Annotated in this window: 18 protein-coding genes; 9 read left to right on the top strand and 9 right to left on the bottom strand. The window is 37.8% G+C overall.

The features are described from left to right. Positions 1 to 2: 2 nt before the first annotated feature. Positions 3 to 1,175 carry a proline dehydrogenase family protein gene (locus tag U0R11_RS10785; protein WP_406751691.1) on the bottom strand — a complete coding sequence of 391 codons (1,173 nt, stop codon included), beginning with the start codon at positions 1,173 to 1,175 and terminating at the stop codon, positions 3 to 5. 139 nt (positions 1,176 to 1,314) lie between these two features. On the opposite strand from U0R11_RS10785, the gene U0R11_RS10780 reads away from it, so the two are divergent. Next, positions 1,315 to 2,409: a chorismate mutase gene (locus U0R11_RS10780; RefSeq protein ID WP_406751690.1), complete on the top strand. Its 1,095-nt coding sequence runs from the start codon at positions 1,315 to 1,317 to the stop codon at positions 2,407 to 2,409. 110 nt (positions 2,410 to 2,519) lie between these two features. Here U0R11_RS10780 and U0R11_RS10775 read toward each other — a convergent pair whose 3' ends face one another. Next, a complete protein-coding gene (locus U0R11_RS10775; protein ID WP_406751689.1) occupies positions 2,520 to 3,416 on the bottom strand; it encodes a DMT family transporter in 897 nt (298 codons plus the stop codon). A 76-nt stretch (positions 3,417 to 3,492) separates the two neighbouring features. Here U0R11_RS10775 and U0R11_RS10770 point away from each other — a divergent pair, with 76 nt between their 5' ends. The 4 genes from U0R11_RS10770 to gatC are packed head-to-tail and all read left to right on the top strand — an operon-like array spanning position 3,493 to position 5,841. Continuing rightward, positions 3,493 to 3,864 (top strand): RidA family protein, encoded by a 372-nt coding sequence (locus U0R11_RS10770; protein WP_406751688.1) that lies wholly within the window; start codon positions 3,493 to 3,495, stop codon positions 3,862 to 3,864. Between the two features lie 6 nt (positions 3,865 to 3,870). Beyond that, positions 3,871 to 5,373, top strand: coding sequence for a glutamate--tRNA ligase (gene gltX / locus U0R11_RS10765; RefSeq protein ID WP_406751687.1), 1,503 nt, complete (start codon positions 3,871 to 3,873; stop codon positions 5,371 to 5,373). 2 nt (positions 5,374 to 5,375) lie between these two features. Then, on the top strand, positions 5,376 to 5,567 hold the full coding sequence (locus tag U0R11_RS10760) for a hypothetical protein (protein WP_406751686.1): 192 nt from the start codon (positions 5,376 to 5,378) through the stop codon (positions 5,565 to 5,567). Next, positions 5,551 to 5,841 (top strand): Asp-tRNA(Asn)/Glu-tRNA(Gln) amidotransferase subunit GatC, encoded by a 291-nt coding sequence (gatC, locus tag U0R11_RS10755; RefSeq protein ID WP_406751685.1) that lies wholly within the window; start codon positions 5,551 to 5,553, stop codon positions 5,839 to 5,841. The genes U0R11_RS10760 and gatC overlap by 17 nt, the downstream gene beginning before the upstream one ends. On the opposite strand, the gene aroB is transcribed toward gatC, so the two are convergent. Continuing rightward, a complete protein-coding gene (gene aroB / locus U0R11_RS10750; RefSeq protein ID WP_406751684.1) occupies positions 5,842 to 6,870 on the bottom strand; it encodes a 3-dehydroquinate synthase in 1,029 nt (342 codons plus the stop codon). A 142-nt stretch (positions 6,871 to 7,012) separates the two neighbouring features. Here aroB and U0R11_RS10745 point away from each other — a divergent pair, with 142 nt between their 5' ends. Beyond that, complete coding sequence (locus U0R11_RS10745; RefSeq protein WP_406751683.1) at positions 7,013 to 7,996, top strand: pyruvate dehydrogenase complex E1 component subunit beta; 984 nt, start codon at positions 7,013 to 7,015, stop codon at positions 7,994 to 7,996. A gap of 246 nt (positions 7,997 to 8,242) precedes the next feature. On the opposite strand, the gene U0R11_RS10740 is transcribed toward U0R11_RS10745, so the two are convergent. Next, the gene (locus U0R11_RS10740; RefSeq protein ID WP_406751682.1) at positions 8,243 to 9,718 is read right to left on the bottom strand and encodes a Do family serine endopeptidase; all 1,476 of its coding nucleotides are present in this window, start codon (positions 9,716 to 9,718) and stop codon (positions 8,243 to 8,245) included. A gap of 332 nt (positions 9,719 to 10,050) precedes the next feature. On the opposite strand from U0R11_RS10740, the gene lysS reads away from it, so the two are divergent. Beyond that, positions 10,051 to 11,766, top strand: a complete 1,716-nt coding sequence (gene lysS / locus U0R11_RS10735) for a lysine--tRNA ligase (protein WP_406751681.1) — start codon at positions 10,051 to 10,053, stop codon at positions 11,764 to 11,766. 148 nt (positions 11,767 to 11,914) lie between these two features. Here lysS and U0R11_RS10730 read toward each other — a convergent pair whose 3' ends face one another. Next, positions 11,915 to 12,109 carry a cold-shock protein gene (locus tag U0R11_RS10730; RefSeq protein ID WP_109322468.1) on the bottom strand — a complete coding sequence of 65 codons (195 nt, stop codon included), beginning with the start codon at positions 12,107 to 12,109 and terminating at the stop codon, positions 11,915 to 11,917. Between the two features lie 323 nt (positions 12,110 to 12,432). Here U0R11_RS10730 and U0R11_RS10725 point away from each other — a divergent pair, with 323 nt between their 5' ends. Further along, positions 12,433 to 12,654 carry a PspC domain-containing protein gene (locus U0R11_RS10725; protein WP_109322469.1) on the top strand — a complete coding sequence of 74 codons (222 nt, stop codon included), beginning with the start codon at positions 12,433 to 12,435 and terminating at the stop codon, positions 12,652 to 12,654. On the opposite strand, the gene U0R11_RS10720 is transcribed toward U0R11_RS10725, so the two are convergent. Then, positions 12,651 to 13,658 carry a glycosyltransferase family 2 protein gene (locus tag U0R11_RS10720; RefSeq protein WP_406751680.1) on the bottom strand — a complete coding sequence of 336 codons (1,008 nt, stop codon included), beginning with the start codon at positions 13,656 to 13,658 and terminating at the stop codon, positions 12,651 to 12,653. The two genes, U0R11_RS10725 and U0R11_RS10720, sit on opposite strands and share 4 nt — an antisense overlap. Positions 13,659 to 13,761: 103 nt before the next feature. Between U0R11_RS10720 and U0R11_RS10715 the strand changes: the two genes are divergently transcribed. Further along, positions 13,762 to 15,474, top strand: a complete 1,713-nt coding sequence (locus tag U0R11_RS10715; protein WP_406751679.1) for an amino acid permease — start codon at positions 13,762 to 13,764, stop codon at positions 15,472 to 15,474. 117 nt (positions 15,475 to 15,591) lie between these two features. Here the strand turns inward: U0R11_RS10715 and U0R11_RS10710 are convergent, their stop codons facing one another. From U0R11_RS10710 to U0R11_RS10700, 3 genes are read right to left on the bottom strand one after another with little or no spacing between them, the layout of a single operon-like run. After that, complete coding sequence (locus U0R11_RS10710) at positions 15,592 to 16,284, bottom strand: zinc metallopeptidase (RefSeq protein ID WP_406751678.1); 693 nt, start codon at positions 16,282 to 16,284, stop codon at positions 15,592 to 15,594. A 4-nt stretch (positions 16,285 to 16,288) separates the two neighbouring features. After that, complete coding sequence (rfaE2, locus tag U0R11_RS10705) at positions 16,289 to 16,771, bottom strand: D-glycero-beta-D-manno-heptose 1-phosphate adenylyltransferase (protein ID WP_406751677.1); 483 nt, start codon at positions 16,769 to 16,771, stop codon at positions 16,289 to 16,291. Then, on the bottom strand, positions 16,755 to 17,750 hold the full coding sequence (locus U0R11_RS10700; protein ID WP_406751676.1) for a lysylphosphatidylglycerol synthase transmembrane domain-containing protein: 996 nt from the start codon (positions 17,748 to 17,750) through the stop codon (positions 16,755 to 16,757). The genes rfaE2 and U0R11_RS10700 overlap by 17 nt, the downstream gene beginning before the upstream one ends. Between the last annotated feature and the right edge of the window lie 130 nt (positions 17,751 to 17,880).

Below are 17,880 nucleotides of genomic sequence, written 5' to 3'. Positions count from 1 at the left end.
CTTCATAGTTTTTTTCTTCGGCTCACTTCTTTTTGTAAAAGGGCAAACTCTCTCGAAGTTTGACCTGCAATAGAGCTGTTTTCCTCAGCTCGACGGAATAAATAGGGCATAACAGCAGAAACAGGCCCGTAAGGCACATATTTGGCTACGTTATATCCTGAAGACGCTAGATTGTATGATATATTATCTGACATACCCAATAATTGTGCAAAGTAGATATGCGAATGATTTTGGGGTATGCTTTTTTCTTCCATCCATTGACATAGTAATTGACAACTTTGCTCATTGTGCGTACCTACGCAGAAATGAACTTGTTCCAAATGATCAAGACAGGCTTGAATTCCTAAGTTAAAATCACGGTCAGTCGCATCTTTTTCTTTGTGCAAGGGTTCTGAATATTCATCCTCATGTGCTCTCAAACGCTCTTTTTCCAAATAGGCACCCCGAACCAATTTTACTCCTAAGAAAAAGGATTGATCAACAGCTACTTGAATGGCATGATGCAGGTTCTCCAACATATCGATGCGATACATTTGGAACGTGTTAAAGATAATGGCTGTCTTTTGATTGTATCGTTGCATCATTTCGTAACACAATTCATCAATGGTGTTTTGAATCCAACTTTCTTCGGCATCAATAAATAGTCTAACTTCTTGATTGTAAGCTTCTTGACAAATTTCAATTAAATAATCCTTGCTTTTTAAGAAGTCAACTTCTTCTTCTTCCGTCAAACCTTTCTCCGTTTGGTATTTTTCTAATAGCTCACTATTGAAAATCCCCGTCATTTTGAAAACCGCATAAGGGATCGCGCTACTTTCATGCGATTGAACAATTGTTTTAAGGATTTCATTTTTAGTTAATTGGAAAGATTTGTCGTTTTCTTCCCCTTCTACCGAATAATCAAGGATTGTACCGATGTGAGCTTTATCTAATTCTTGGATGGTCGTTTGACATTCCTGTATCGATTCTCCTCCACAAAATTGGCCAAAAAGAGTAGTTTTTATTATTTTTTTAACAGGTAAATGCAAGAAAAGGAATAATTTGATGAAAAAAGTCCCTAACTTTACAAGCCAATTTTGGTTCATTATCGCAAATATCCAATAGGACTTGCGAAGTTGAAAATCGCTTTTAGAAGCAAAGGCGATTTGGGTGTCCTCAAAAGATAGCTTTTTCAACTTTTTCGAAGATGTTTGGTGGGTCATTTTTTTTAAATTGCCTGCAAATATAAGTGAATAAAATTTAACCGAATCTGTAACACAAGAATATTAATATTAAAACAGTTTGAGCTTAGGCTCTTTTAATCAATCCAAATTTATGAATGCCAATTTAGAAGTAGTGCCGATGCAAGAATGGATTCAAACAGATGGCAAGCCGCTTATCATTGCGGGACCTTGTTCTGCTGAAACTGAGGACCAAGTATTAGAGACAGCCCGTCGTATTAAAGCGGAAGGCTATGCGCACATCATGCGTGCTGGTGTTTGGAAACCTCGTACTCGTCCAGGAAGCTTTGAAGGCATGGGAGAGCCAGCATTAAAGTGGTTGGTGGAAGCAAAGAAAGAAACAGGTTTGCCATTAGCTATTGAAGTAGCCACTCCTGAGCATATTGAATTAGCTTTGAAGTATGGTGTCGATGTTTTGTGGATTGGTGCTCGTACTACCGTTAATCCGTTTAACGTACAAGACCTGGCTGATGCCTTGAAAGGTGTAGATATCCCAGTATTGGTGAAAAATCCAGTTAACCCAGATTTAGCTCTTTGGGTAGGTGCATTTGAGCGTTTACAAGGTTCAGGAATTAAAAAATTAGGTGCTATTCACCGTGGTTTTTCTAATGCTCAAGAGACAAAATACCGCAACTCACCTATGTGGGCTATGGCTGTTGAATTGAAGCGTTTATTCCCTCAAATGCCAATCATCGGCGATCCATCTCACATGGCTGGAAAGCGGGCTTTGTTGATGGAATTGTCACAGCGTATCTTGGATTTGAATTACGATGGTATGATCATCGAAACTCACCGTGATCCAGATGCGGCTTGGTCAGATGCTTCACAACAAGTTACTCCAGAGAAATTAGGGGAGATGTTGCGTGAATTAGAAGTTAGAAATGCAAGTTATGGTGCTGATTTCTCAGATGAATTAGCGGCATTGCGTGAGAAAATTGATAATATCGACCGCGAATTATTAGAAGTCTTAACGGCTCGTATGGCGGTTGTTGAAAAGCTAGGCGAATACAAGCGAGATAACAATGTAGCCGTTTTACAATTGGATCGTTGGAAGCAATTACATGGTGACCGCGCCAATCAAGCAAAAGGTTTAGGTTTATATCCTGAGTTCGTAGAAGAATTGTTCAAATTGGTTCACTTAGAATCTATCCGTAAGCAAACAGAAGTGATGAATTCAGCTACTGCTTAATCAATATCTTGATAATAAAGCTTAAAAGGCTAGTAAATGATATCATTTACTAGCCTTTTTTCGTTAACCTCGACAGCGTTTCAAACGCTGTCGAGGTTTAGCATTTTCATTTATTTTTTTGAAATCTGATAGCTTCCCACAAGCACTAAAGCCATTCCGGTCATCACGATCATATTAGGTAGTCCATGTCCTAAGATTATTTCTATTACTATGGAAAACAAGACGGCACTATTTCCTACAGCGCCCACGATACTCGTTTTTTCAAATCTCAAAGCTTGCGTGGTAAAACTTTGAACGCCTAATGCTAAAAGCCCCATTATGAGAATTTCAAGATATTGTATTCCCTGAGGGTTCACCCATTTACCCGACCAAAAGCTGTTAGGTAAATTACCCCACGTTCCAAAGACTAAAGAAATGCAAGAAGCCGTAAAGCCTGCAGCCATGAAGGAAAATATGACCCAACGAGAATCGTAGTATTTTTGCGCTTCTTTAATCGCCATATAGCCTAAAGCGGTTCCCATAGCATACAATAGACCTACCGAATGTTTTTGCCAAGGGCTATTCACAGAAGGTTGAAAAATCAATAATATACCCATGAAGCCCATCAAAAGAAACAAAACTTGTTTGCTTTTTAAGCTTTCTGATGGTATCCAGATAAAGGTAAATATGGCAATGAAAAGCGGAAAGGCTTGTCCATAGGTATTCGTTAATGACAATCCCAGATGTTCCAAAGCATAAAACAAACAATACAAAGTAAAAGCACCCAATAAGCCTCTGAATATTAGGAATCCTAGTTTTCCTCCCGTTTGTACTGCTGGTTTCTGCCAAAGGCTCACTATTAAAAAGGGTAGGCCAACGGCATTTCGAAATAAAACTAATTCAACAGAAGGGAAAAATTTACTCATCCTTTGGGCCATGGCCGACATCAAAGCAAAGCATAATGAGGATAATAGCATGAAGCCAATTCCTTTGTTTTTACTGATGAATGGATAAATTTTAGCAAGCATATTTTAGGGAGAAAGCTCGTTTCAGATTCAGGTAATCCTTATTTTTTTGGTAACTTGCATTTCTTTTTTCAAAGGTATGACAAAAAAAATAATTTTATCGGAATCAGCACCTGCTGCGATTGGCCCCTATTCACAGGCAGTTGCTATTCATGGAACCTTATATGTTTCAGGTCAAATTGCCATTTCGGTATTGGAAGCTGGAGGAGATATTGAAGAAGAAACGCATCAAGTATTGAAAAACCTTGGCTATATTTTGATAGAGGCAGGTTATGACTACGAAGATGTAGTTAAGTGTACCATTTTTGTTAAAGACATGAATCATTTTGCACAGGTTAATCAGGTATATGCCCAGTATTTTTCGGTCAATCCACCTGCAAGAGAGACTGTTGAGGTAGCTCGTTTACCTAAAGATGTTCGTGTAGAAATTTCTTGTATTGCCCATAAATAAATTCATATGCCTAATTCAGTACGTGTTCGTTTTGCCCCCAGCCCAACAGGACCATTACATATTGGTGGAGTTCGAACAGCCTTATATAATTTTTTATTAGCTCGTAAATTGGGAGGTACTTTCATTTTACGTATTGAAGATACTGATCAAGCGCGTTTTGTTCCAGGTGCCGAAGCCTATATATTGGAAAGTTTAGCTTGGTTGGGAATTTCGCCAGACGAAGGAATAGGTGTTGGTGGGCCTTTTGAGCCCTATCGTCAAAGTGAAAGAAAAACGATGTATAAAGCTTATGCCGATGAATTAATCCAATCAGGTAAAGCCTATTATGCTTTTGATACTTCTGAGGAATTGGATGCTATGAGAGCCACATTTGAAAGCCAAGGTTCAGCCTTTCAATACAATGCGGTTACTCGGGTTAAATTGAGAAATTCTTTGGCGCTTTCTAAAGAAGAAGTTGATCAATTGTTGGCCAATGATACTCCTTATGTTATCAGATTGAAAGTTCCTGCCAAAGGTGAAATTCGATTTCAAGATATCATTCGAGATTGGGTACATGTTCATACTTCCAGCATTGATGATAAAGTATTGATGAAGTCAGACGGAATGCCAACATATCACCTTGCTAACGTCGTGGATGATCATATTATGCAAATTACCCATGTGATTCGTGGGGAAGAATGGTTGCCATCTGCCCCTTTACATATTTTATTATATCAAGCATTTGGTTGGAATCCTCCTCATTTTGCCCACCTTCCTCTATTACTTAAGCCAGAAGGGAATGGTAAACTTTCTAAGCGAGATGCTGATTTAGGAGGTTTTCCTGTGTTTCCTTTGGAATGGAAGGATCCTCAAACAGGAGCTATTTCCAAAGGCTTTAAGCAAGAAGGTTATTTGCCAGAAGCGACATTGAATTTTTTAGCCTTTCTAGGTTGGAATCCAGGAACAGAACAAGAGTTGTTTTCTTTGGAAGACTTAATAGAAGCTTTTTCTTTGGAAAGAATCAATAAAGCTGGGGCAAAATTCGATGTTAAAAAGGCTCAATGGTTCAATGAGCAATATTTGAAACAACATGCTGCAAAAGAGCTAGCAGCTACTTATTTGCCATCTATTGAGATGGAAAAAGGGGAAGCATATGTTCATTTGTTTTTGGACCGTATTACTTTTCCGCAACAGCTCGAGCAAATGGTTCAAGAATTTTCTGAATTTCCTGAAAATTATGATGAGGCAGTGTTGACGTCAAAATGGAATGCAGAAACCAAACAAGCTTTGGAACTTATTGTAGCAGCCCTACCTCATTGTCATGATTGGCATGCAGAAGAAATCAAACATAGTATCCAGCAATGTTTAGATCAAGCAGGTATAAAAATGGGTAAAGTGATGCAATTATTTCGCGTAGCAATGAGTGGAAAAGGCGCAGGTCCAGATTTAATGATATCTTTGGAACTTTGGGGAAAGGATCAAGTTTTAGCTAGATTAAATAAGGCATTAGAAATGTTTCCCGCCATTTAGATATGAAAGATAAATCAAAGAAAGTAAAAGAGAAAGCTCCCAAAGTACATCCAGATTTGGCTGGCTTTGAGATGAATATAGATTCATTTGGACAAATTACTTCTACTTTGAATCGAGATGCCTTAAATGCATTTTTGGATAAAGAGATGCCGGATGATAAAAAGTTAAATCCTAAGAATGATGAAGGTAAATAAGGACGATGTGATTAAAATTGCTCATTTGGCTCGTTTGGAGCTGAAAGAGGAAAAAATTCAAGACATGCAGGATTCCATCAATAAAGTGTTGGATTGGATGGAAGCATTGAATGCTGTAAATACAACATCGGTTGAACCCTTAGTTCACATGACTCCTGCTTTAAATCATTTTAGAGAAGATCAAGCCAAAGCGATGCTAGATCGTCAAAAAGCGTTGAACTTAGGTCCAGACACCAACGAAAATTATTTTAAAGTGCCTCAAGTAATTGAGTAATTAGCCAATATAATATTGGAGTGCTTTTTTCATTTCTGATTTCCCTACAGGAATATCATATCCACAATCACCAATTCCCGTTAATAATGAGAAGCGAACCTCATTTCCAAGGTTCTTTTTGTCTTGCATGGTCAAACGAATAATTTCTGGAATTTCACTTTCCAATACAATTACTTTCCCATAGGTGGCAAATAGATATGCTTCAATTTCTTCTAATTCAGCTAAACTAATTAAACCTCGCTCATAGGAAATATAGGCTTCTGTGATGATTCCTACGGCTACAGCTTCACCGTGTAAGATTTTTCTTTTGCCTTGGTTTAATAAAAATGTCTCGACAGCATGTCCTAAGGTATGTCCTAGATTGAGGATTTTCCGGATTCCTGCTTCTTTAGGATCTTCCATAACAATGGCTTCTTTGATGGCAACTGAATGCGCGACCAAAGTAGCAAAATCGTTTTCTTGCCAATCCACTTGACTAATTTCTGACCATTTAGTGGCATCACGGATTAAACAGTGTTTAATAATTTCAGCAAAACCAGATCTTTTTTCTCTTTCTGTCAATGTTTCTAAGAAAGTTGGGTCAATCAATACAGTTTTGGGTAATTGAAATACGCCTAAATGGTTTTTGAATCCTTGAAAATCAATACCTAATTTTCCACCGACACTAGCATCTACTTGGGCCAGAAGAGTAGTGGGTATTTGTATAAAATCAATACCTCTTTTATAAGTGGAAGCACAGAATCCTCCCATGTCTCCGATGACACCACCCCCCAAATTGATCATCAAGGTATGTCTGTCCAAATTTGCCTTAGTCATGACTTCCCATATTTTCACACAGGTCGTCAGGTTTTTATTTGTTTCACCCGATTTGATGACAACTTTAATGTGATTTTTAGGTAGAAAATTTTCAATTTTGGGTAAACAATGTTTTTGCGTTAGCTCATCCACTAAGACAATTACGCTAGAATAGCTTTTATGGTCTAAAAATGCGGGTAGCGAAGTTGAAATAGCAGCTATTTGTACGGACATAAGATGTGAAATTGGTATTAAAGTTTAAAAATACCACGAATTTCTCAAAATGGGCAATTTGAGAACCTAATTTTGGTTTTGTGGTATGCTTTTTCTTGCCTAATTTTGCGCGGTTATGTTTTTTCATACACCTTAACATTTTATGAGAGAGATTCAATTCAGAGAAGCCTTGCGTGAGGCAATGCAAGAAGAGATGCGACGCGATGCATCCGTTTTTTTAATGGGTGAAGAAGTTGCCGAGTACAATGGTGCATACAAAGTTTCCCAAGGGATGTTGGATGAGTTTGGTCCAGACCGGGTTATAGATACTCCGATTGCAGAGTTAGGATTTGGAGGTATTGGAGTAGGTGCTGCCGCCAATGGTTTACGTCCGATAGTCGAGTTTATGACTTTTAACTTCTCCCTAGTAGCGATTGATCAAATTATCAATTCGGCCTCTAAAATGATGTCGATGTCTGGTGGTCAATATTCTTGTCCAATTGTTTTCCGCGGTCCTACAGGAAATGCGGGTCAATTATCATCTCAGCACTCATCTAACTTTGAAAACTGGTATGCCAATACTCCAGGTTTGAAAGTGGTTGTTCCATCGAACCCCGCCGATGCCAAAGGACTATTAAAGGCATCTATACGCGATAACGATCCTGTTATTTTCATGGAATCAGAAGTAATGTATGGAGATAAAGGTTTGGTTCCAGATGGTGAATTTTTGATTCCAATCGGTAAAGCTAATATCGTGAAAGAAGGTAAGGATGTAACCATTGTAACCTTTGGTAAAATGCTTTCTCGTGTGGTTATGCCAGCTGTGGAAGAATTAACCAAAATGGGGATTAATGCGGAAGTTATCGACTTACGTAGTGTTCGCCCTATTGATTACATTGCTGTAGTGGAATCAGTTAAGAAAACAAATCGTTGCGTTGTTGTTGAAGAAGCAAATCCATTATCGGCTATTTCGTCTGAAATTACCTATCATTTACAACGTTGGGCATTCGATTATTTAGATGCTCCAGTAGTGCGCGTTAACTCGAAGGATTTGCCTTTACCTTATGCTCCTACCTTGATTGAAGAAATTTTGCCAAGCATTGAGCGCACGATACAAGCAGTAAAAACAGTTACTTATAAAAAGTAATTCTAGTAAAATATAAGTTAAAAGAGCCAAGCTTTCACTTGGCTCTTTTTTTTGTACTCTCATTTTTGAGTTGGATACAATATCAATTTCTTGGACAACATATTTATTTCCAAAATCGTTATGAACGCTCAACGCTGTCAAGGTTTAGAACCTTGCCAGCGTTAGGAAATTAGCGTTCAAAAACAAAAAAATCCCCCGATTTTCGGGGGATTTTTAATATGTCAAAACCTCAAAATATCAATCTATTTATAGGACGTAGATGAAACGAGAACCGTCCACATCCACTCCTTCTAATTTAATACGTCCTTTACGTGCTTCCAATAACTGAACAGCTTCTTTAGGATCACTAACGGCTTTATCGTTAATCTTAGTGATGATTGAACCTTTCGATAAGCCATACATTTCTAGTCGGCCATCAGCCATTACCTCAATAACTTTTACACCATTACTCACTTTGAATTTTTCTTTATCAGCGCTACTTAGGCTTCCAAATTTTGCTCCTAAAAATTCAGATTTAGTCGATTCACCTGCATCACCCTTCACAATGGAGGTATTACCATCCTTATTTTTTAAAGTCACTTTAAACTCTTTGGTTTGACCATCACGGTTCACTGTGACCAAAATACTTTCACCTGGACGCTTTCTGCCTACAATCTCCATTAATTTAGAAGAAGATTTGGTGTCTGTACCATCAATCTTAATGATGACGTCATTTATTTTAATACCTGCATCTTTGGCTGCCGAATTTTCAGAGAAGCCACCCACATAAACCCCATCTTTCGATTTCAAGTCCTTTTCTTCTGCCAATTTGGCATTTACCTCGGTGATACTTACACCTAAGAAACCCCGTTGCACATTTCCGTATTTGATTAAATCAGATGATACTTTCTTCACAATACTAACCGGAACGGCAAAAGAATAACCAGCAAATTGACCCGTTCTAGAATAGATAGCTGTATTGATACCAATTAACTCTCCTTTTAGATTAACTAAGGCCCCGCCTGAATTACCTGGATTGACAGCGGCATCGGTTTGAATGAAGGATTCTAAAGGATTAGTATCACCATCACGGTCAATGATGTTTTGACGGCCCTTAGCTGATACAATACCCGCAGTAACGGTTGATTCCAGATTAAATGGATTACCGACGGCTAATACCCATTCTCCCACACGAAGTGCATCTGAATCACCAAAGTTCAAGAAAGGTAAATTTTCAGCTTTGATTTGAATCACAGCTAAGTCGGAAGATGGATCCGTAGAAATCACCTTCGCTTTAAATTCACGTTTATCATTTAAGATAACGCTCACTTCTTCTGCTTCCTGTACCACGTGATTGTTTGTAACTATATATCCGTCAGAGCTAATGATGACACCTGAACCCGAGGCCTCTTGTGTTTGGGGAGCTTGTTGACGACGTCCGCCAAATGGGTCTCCAAATCCAAAAAAGTCATCAAATGGACTGGATGACTGACGACTCTGTCGAGCTGTCATTTTAGTTTTAATGTGAACCACAGCTGGTGTAGTTTTTTCAGCTGCAAAGGTGAATTCTCCAGGATTTCCGGGGACATTTTGTTGGTTGGAAACAGAACTTGTAAATGCAGAAGGTGCATCACCTAGGGTGTGCGAGGAACCTAAATTTAATAAGGAATAGGCGCCAAGGGTGATTCCGCTAGAAAGTAAGGCGATAATCACATACGTTTTAAGGTGGTTTTTGATTTCCATAATATTAAAAATGCGTTAGATTTTAGATTTGCTAATTTAACGCAAAATGTGTGCCAATGTTCTGAACTCGTTATTTTATTAACAAGATTTAAGAATTGGCAGATTATCAGTTTTGAAGCAATTGCCAAAAACTGACAAATCAACCATTATCAAAGCTAGTTTGGGAGCGATTTTATGTGAAATGTCATATAAAAACGATTGACTCGAACCCATTTATTTGATTTAATTTATTCATATCATACAGTATATTTTACTTGAAATAGAAGTCTATTTTTTAATCGGACTATAATTGGTTAATTTTGCAATTCATTTTAGAAATTAGCAAATACCCCATGGTTTTAAGTGAGCAAGAACAACTAAGAAGACAGAAAAGATTGGATTTAATGGCTTTAGGCATTGATCCCTATCCAGCAGAAGCCTATCCCGTTTCAGTTTATGCCAAGGATATTTTGTCTACTTATTCCGCCGAGGCAGCCAACTTTCAAGATGTAACCTTGGCAGGTCGATTGATGGGTTTTCGCATCATGGGAAATGCCTCATTCGCAGAATTGCAAGATGCCAGCGGTCGAATCCAATTGTATTTCAGAAGGGATGATTTATGTCCAGGAGAAGACAAAACAATATATAATACTGTTTTCAAAAAGCTTTTAGACATTGGTGATATCATTGGGGTAAAAGGATATGTTTTTACTACTCAAATGGGAGAAATTTCCCTTCATGTGCGTGAATTCACCCTATTGTCTAAAGCATTAAAACCATTACCTGTCGTGAAGGAAGCTGAAGGGCAGACCTACGACGCTTTCTCTGATCCAGAAATGCGTTATCGCCAGCGATATGTTGATTTAATCGTAAATCCTTCCGTTAAAGATATTTTTATCAAGCGTGCTAAAATCATCTCTACTATGCGAGCTATGTTCGATGAACGAGGTTGGTTGGAAGTAGAAACTCCTGTTTTACAGGCTATTCATGGTGGTGCTTCGGCTAGACCATTTAAAACGCATCATAATACCTTGGACATGCCACTTTATTTGCGGATTGCGAATGAGTTGTATTTGAAACGATTAATTGTAGGTGGATTTGATGGCGTTTACGAATTTGGTAAAATGTTTAGAAATGAAGGAATGGATCGAACCCATAATCCTGAATTTACTTCATTAGAGTTTTATGTAGCATATAAAGACTATCACTGGATGATGGACTTGACAGAGAAAATCTTTGAAAAGGTAGCTCAAACTTTACATCATCAAACCCATGTGATGGTAGGAGAAAATGCCATCGAATTTGCTGGCCCATATCCTAAATTATCCATTTCGGAAGCAATACTTAAATATTCAGGTGTTGATGTGGATGCTTTATCTGAGGATGCTTTACGTGCAAAATGTCTAGAATTTGGTATGGAAGTGGATGAGCAGATGGGCAAAGGCAAATTAATCGACGAGCTTTTTGGAGAGAAAGTGGAAGCTAATTTAATTCAACCAACTTTCATCATTGACTATCCTGTTGAGATGTCACCGCTTACTAAAAAGCACAGATCAAAAGAAGGTTTGGTAGAGCGATTTGAATTATTTGTAAATGGTAAGGAGATTGCCAATGCATATTCAGAATTAAATGATCCGATTGATCAAAAAGAAAGATTTGAAGATCAGTTGCGATTAGCCGAAAAAGGGGATGATGAGGCCATGGCTATGGATCATGATTTCATTCGTTCATTGGAATATGCCATGCCGCCAACTTCTGGTATCGGAATAGGTATTGACCGTTTAACGATGTTGATGACGAACCAAGCCTCCATTCAAGAAGTATTATTCTTTCCACAAATGAGGCCAGAATTATTGAAGGAAGTATCTTCCGATGCTGATTTTGTTCAGGCGGGTGTAGCCGAACATTGGATTCCCGCTTTACAGAAAATGGGAATATTGACACTAGAGGCTTTGAAAGCAGCAAATCCCAATAAAGTATTTAATGATTTGGGAGGGATGCGTAAGAAACTGAAAATTGAAGCTGCTATGCCGAGCAAAGATGAAGTCATTGCTTGGATTGAGTTCTAATCGATATGTTGATTGAAATCAAAAAAGCCATCCCGAAGGATGGCTTTTTCTTTTCTCTTTATTAGAGATCAATGTTGCAATTTTAATAGGATAACCTAATATATATTGGAAAATACTGATTTGCTCTAATCAAGGACATGTAAGAAAATTAGATTTTCTTTACATTGATAGCGTTAGCTCCACGCTTTCCGTCAGTTACTTCGTAGGAAACGCTGTCATTTTCGCGAATCGTAACACCAGCTAAGCCAGTTACGTGTACAAAAATGTCTTCACCTGTTTGATCGTCAACGATGAATCCGAAACCTTTCGTCTCGTTGAAAAATTTTACTTTACCAGTTTGCATAAAAAATTAATGTTAAAAAATTAAATCTTAAAGAATTTTAGACGCAAGAATTTTGACTGGGACAAACTTGTAGAATCAATTGGAGTGTAAACCGGGGAGATACTAGGAGGGATGAAGTCGAGAATTTTGCTGAATTAAAACTTTTAAGTGTTCAAATGTATATAAAATTCAATTGCATGCAAGCAAATTCAAATTAAATATTACAAAATATCAATTTTTTTATTTTTTTATTGTAATATTTATATAATTATTAGGACTATTTGTATTTGATATCTTGAAACGGGTAATTAATTAATATTTTTGTAAGTATTAAATTTAGCTACATGGAAAAAGTAAAGTATTTCGTTGAAAATCAAGCTTTTGGAGTTTGTACTAGATTAGGAGAGAAGTTTAAAATTTCCACCTCCAGCATACGACTGTATTTTATTTATACCTCATTCATCACCATGGGTTCTCCCATTATCATCTATTTGATTCTAGCATTTTGGATGAATATTCGTCGGTATTTGCGTCAAAGAAATAATCCAACTGTTTGGGAATTCTAAAATTTTAAGTCACTAAATTTTTTCTTTTTTTGCCCGAAATAAGCCCAAATGATGGATTTGGGATAGCTCACAGTGTTGGTGTTTTTAATTAAAGTATGCGCTAAGTTTTGCTTGGGATGATGTACTAATACATAACAATAAAACGAAAAGTGGGCTTTTAGGATAGCCCATATTAATGCAAATTCCCCAGCTAATAAATATCGAATGCCTGCTAATCCATCAGCCCCCATTCGAAATAATAAGGTAGACCATTTTTTCCTACCGGATAGGTTTTTGTATAAAAGAATCAAATTATTTCTGAAATTCAAATAGGTCTTAAATGGATTTCCTTTATCTAAAGTACCTCCTCCAACATGTTTGACCGTACTATCTGCCACAGCAGCCACCTGATATCCAGCCCTCTGGATTCTCCAACATAGGTCAATTTCTTCCATGTGAGCAAAAAAATACTCATCTAATCCTCCCACAAGCCAGTATATATCAGATCGGACCAATAAGCAAGCTCCTGTTGCCCATTGTACTAAGCTCGTACCATATTGCCCTTCATTTTTTTCAATGGAATCAAAGATCCTACCTCGACAAAATGGGAAGCCTAAATTATCCCAATAACCTCCAGCTGCACCCGCATATTCAAATTGGCTAGGGTTTTGATAATCCAGGATGAAGGGTTGCACTGCCGCCACTTGTGGATTTCTATTCATGTATTCTACTAGTGGATTCAACCAATTTTCACTGGGTTCAATGTCCGAATTCATTAATACATAGTAATCTGCTTTGATGGATCGTAATGCTCGATTATATCCTCCGGCATAACCCAAATTGCCTTCGCCAATCAAAAGATGTACTTCAGGATATTGTTTTTTTATAAAGTCAATGGAGTCATCAGAGGATCCATTATCCGCGACATAAACAGAATCCTTAGGAGAGCTTGTTACAACCGATGGTAAGAATTTCTCTAAAAAATGTTTTCCATTAAAATTTAAAATGACAATCGCTACCGACATAATGTTCCTTTGTAACAAAGGTAAGTAAATCGTTCAAATTAGAATTTATTCGGGAAAGATGTATTTTTGTTAATCTTACCATCACATCAACTAATCCAATTGCATGAATTCATCCTTTTTTCGCAAAAAGTCCATTGATAAAATAGTTTCTGATCAAATCGAAATGGAAAAGCTGGAAGGTGGGTCCATGGTTCGGAATTTAGGAGTTCGTGACCTAACCTTTTTAGGCGTAGCCGCTATCATAGGAGCAAGTATATTTTCTGCTATTGGGCAGGCTTCTGCTAATGGTGGCCCAGCGGTATCCCTATTATTTGTATTTACTGCTGTAGCCTGTATGTTTACGGCCTTCTGTTACGCTCGTTTTGCCGCTACGGTTCCGATTAGTGGAAGTGCTTATACTTATGCCTATACCAGCCTTGGTGAAATAGTTGCTTGGATTTTAGGCTGGAACCTCTTGTTGGAATATGCCATTTCCAATGTGGCTGTTGCTATTTCTTGGTCAAAATATTTTGTTGATTTAGTTGAAGGTCTCGGTTTTCATATTCCTGATTACCTCACCATGGATTTTTTATCGGCTAAAAGAGCTTACGCTGAAGCGCAAGTAGCGATGTCACAAGGGCAATTATTGGAATCGCTATCAGTCAATGTTCGAGAAGGGTATGCTGCTTATGCAACTGCTCCATTACTATTTGGATGGCATTTTGTGGCCAATATTCCTGCTTTATTAATTACAGCAGCCATCACATATTTGGTCTATATCGGAATTAAAGAAACCAAGAATATGAATAATATTTTGGTGATCCTTAAACTTTTGGTGATTGTCATCGTGGTAGGTGTGGGTGCTTTTTATGTGCAAGTAGACAACTGGTCTCCATTCGCCCCTAATGGCATCAGCGGTGTGTTAAAAAGTGTGGCAGCGGTTTGTTTTGCCTACATCGGTTTTGATTCCATTTCTACAACAGCAGAAGAATGTACCAATCCGCAGCGTGATATCCCCAAAGCCATGATGTGGGCTTTACTTATTTGTACTGTTTTATACGTCTTAGTAACGCTAGTATTAACGGGTATTGTGCCATCTGCATCTTTAGCTGGTATAGAAGATCCATTGGCTTACATGTTCACACAAGTTGGTTTACACGGTGTTGCTGGTGTCGTAGCAGCCAGTGCGGTTATCGCCTTAACTAGTGCCTTATTGGTGTATCAGTTGGGGCAACCTCGTATTTGGATGACCATGTCACGCGATGGACTTTTACCCAAGGCTTTTTCTAACATGCATCCTAAATACCGAACGCCTTCCTTTTCTACCATTATGACGGGCGTTTTAGTGGGTATTCCTGCTTTATTTGCCAATTTGGAAGAGGTGATCAATTTGAGTAGTATCGGTACTTTATTTGCCTTTGTATTGGTTTGTGGAGGTGTATTAATTTTGGATTTAGATCCTGAAAATCAAAAGAAATCCAAGTTTAAGATTCCTTATATCAATGCCAAATATTGGGTAGGTTTCTGCTTTATTATTGGCATCTATTTCTATTTACCTGATGCAGTTTCTTGGTCGAATTATTGGAATGCGCATTGGATTGGCGATGCTCGCGTTGACCATTTCTTGCTATCAGGATTCTTTATTATTTGGTTAGTATTAGCCTATTTTAGTTTTACCATCAATCTATCATTGATACCAGTGTTAGGTTTATTGGTCAATTTATATTTGATGACTCAAATGGGAGCAACCAACTGGGAGCGATTCTTATATTGGTGTATTGCAGGATTCGTAATTTATTTCAGTTACAGTTATCGAAAGAGTAAATTGCATGTATAAAAAAAGAGGCTGTTTTTCTTAAACAGCCTCTTTTTTTATATTCAAATCGCTGATGTAGACATAGATCAAATAAGCGATTCTTGATGCTACCCATTGAATTTGAGATAGCCTCATTTTTTAGTCATTACTTCTTCGCCCACCTAATAAATTCAAGTAGTAGAGTAATTGTGCCAACATGGCTAATGCAGCCACTACATAGGTCATAGCTGCCCACCAAAGTGCGTCTTTTGACATTTCATATTCGCTTGCATTGACAATTTGATTGTTTTTTATCCAAGCTAAGGCTCGATTGGAGGCATCAAATTCCACAGGTAAAGTTACAAAACTGAATACAGTTGCTAAGGCAAACAAGGCCACTCCAATACTCAATAAAGTAGCACTTCCTGTTGAATATAAAATCATCATTCCAATCATTAATAAGATGGGCATGAAACCATTGGCGATATTCAACAAGGGAACCATGGCACTTCTAAATTGCAAAAAGGAATAGGCTTGGGCATGCTGTACAGCGTGTCCACATTCGTGTGCTGCTACGGCGGCGGAAGCCGCATTTCGACCATGATACACATCCGCACTTAAATTCACGGTTTTGTTGCTAGGATTATAATGATCTGTTAATTGTCCATCGACAGAAATAACACGAACATCGTAGATACCATGGTCAGCAAGCATCTTTTCAGCGATTTGTTGGCCAGATAAATTACTTTGCAATGGTACTTCTGCATACTGTTTGAATTTGGATTTTAATCTCCAAGAAATCAACATTCCGATAACTCCAAATAGGATGGTTAAAACATAGATTCCGGTCATTTTATTATTTTTTAAGTTTGTTAATAATTCCTGTTGTTGAATAATTGGGTACTAAATCAATGGTACTTACTTCTCCTCCTGCTTCTAAAACTTCTTTTGACCCCACGATGGTACCAATGGTGTAATCATTTCCTTTGATAAGTACATCGGGCAAAAGTGCTTTAATTAGTTCTAACGGTGTTTCTTCATCGAATATTATGACCATAGAGACAAATCCTAAAGCAGCAATTAATCGGGCCCGTGCATATTCTGAATTTACGGGTCTTTCGGGGCCTTTTAATTCACGAACTGATCGGTCAGAATTAACAGCTACAATCATTTTGTCTCCTGCTTGACTCGACTTTTCTAAGTAATCGACGTGGCCGAGATGTAAAATGTCAAAGCAACCATTGGTGAAAACAACTTTTTGAAGGTCTTTTTTCCAGGTTTTACGAATTTCAATAGCTTCACTGAGTGTATGAATCTTATGTTCACTGAGAGTTGACACTGTTTGTTTTTTTAGGTAAGAAAAGAGTTAAAATAAAACTGATACCCCCAAACAACAAGATTGTGGCCATTTGAGTTCCGTGGAAAAAAGTAGCTAAGGCTGTAGCCTCTTTCATTGGGATTTGGTAGAAAAATAAAGTAGATGCTACTAGACTATGATAAGCTCCAATTCCACCTTGAGTAGGAGTAGCCATACCAAATGTGCCCATCACTAATATACTTAATGCAGCTGAAAAACCTAGGTTTTCACTGCTTGGGAATGCTAAAAGCAGGGTATAGACATTCAAAAAGTAAGCCACCCAAATGGCTAGGGTATAGATCAAAAACAAACCCGGTCTTTTTACGTCTTTGATACTAATAATGCCATCAATCCAACCTGAAAGGATTTGCCCGACTTTGGAACTTTTAGAAAGAACGTCCCATTTAGCTATGATAAAATCTTTGGTGAACCATAAGGTGATGAGTCCAATGAGGCTCAGGATAATCAAACCCATGATTAAGGTCAAAGGTGGGCTGTCTGTTTGAGGAAACAAGAAAGACTGAATGGGTTTCCATTCAACTAAAAATGTAATTCCAACCAAGCCAACTAGGCCAAGTAAATCGACAATTCTTTCGGTAATGACAGTACCAAATGACTTTTCAAATGGGATGTCGGCTGTTTTTTGAAGGGAGCCACATCGGGAAACTTCGCCCATTCTAGGAACAATGAAATTAGCAAAATAGCCGATGAGTACAGCTGAAAAAGTTCTGACTTGACCAGGTTGATAATGTAGGCTATCGAGTAATTGCTCCCAACGTAAAGCTCTTAACCAATGTGAAATCAAAGAAATCACGATGGCTACGGTTACCCACTGGTAATTAGCTTGTAAAAGTGTTTGGTAAATATCATCCCATTCTAGTTGACTTTTGGAAAAAGCCCAATACAAGAGCGAGGCAGCCAATAAAGTCGAGAATAAGTACTTAAGAATGGATTTTATCATATGGTGGTGATGGATTTCGAGAATCACAAGGCAAAATAAAGACCTTTGCTTAATTTATATAGCTGGAATCCGATAAATTTTTTATATTTTTGCAAAGTTTTTTTGGGATAATTTTCCCCTAAATCAATTT

This window comes from Aquirufa salirivi, assembly GCF_045310485.1.
GTDB lineage: Bacteria > Bacteroidota > Bacteroidia > Cytophagales > Spirosomataceae > Aquirufa > Aquirufa salirivi.
This window is presented reverse-complemented; position numbering and strand designations above follow the sequence as displayed.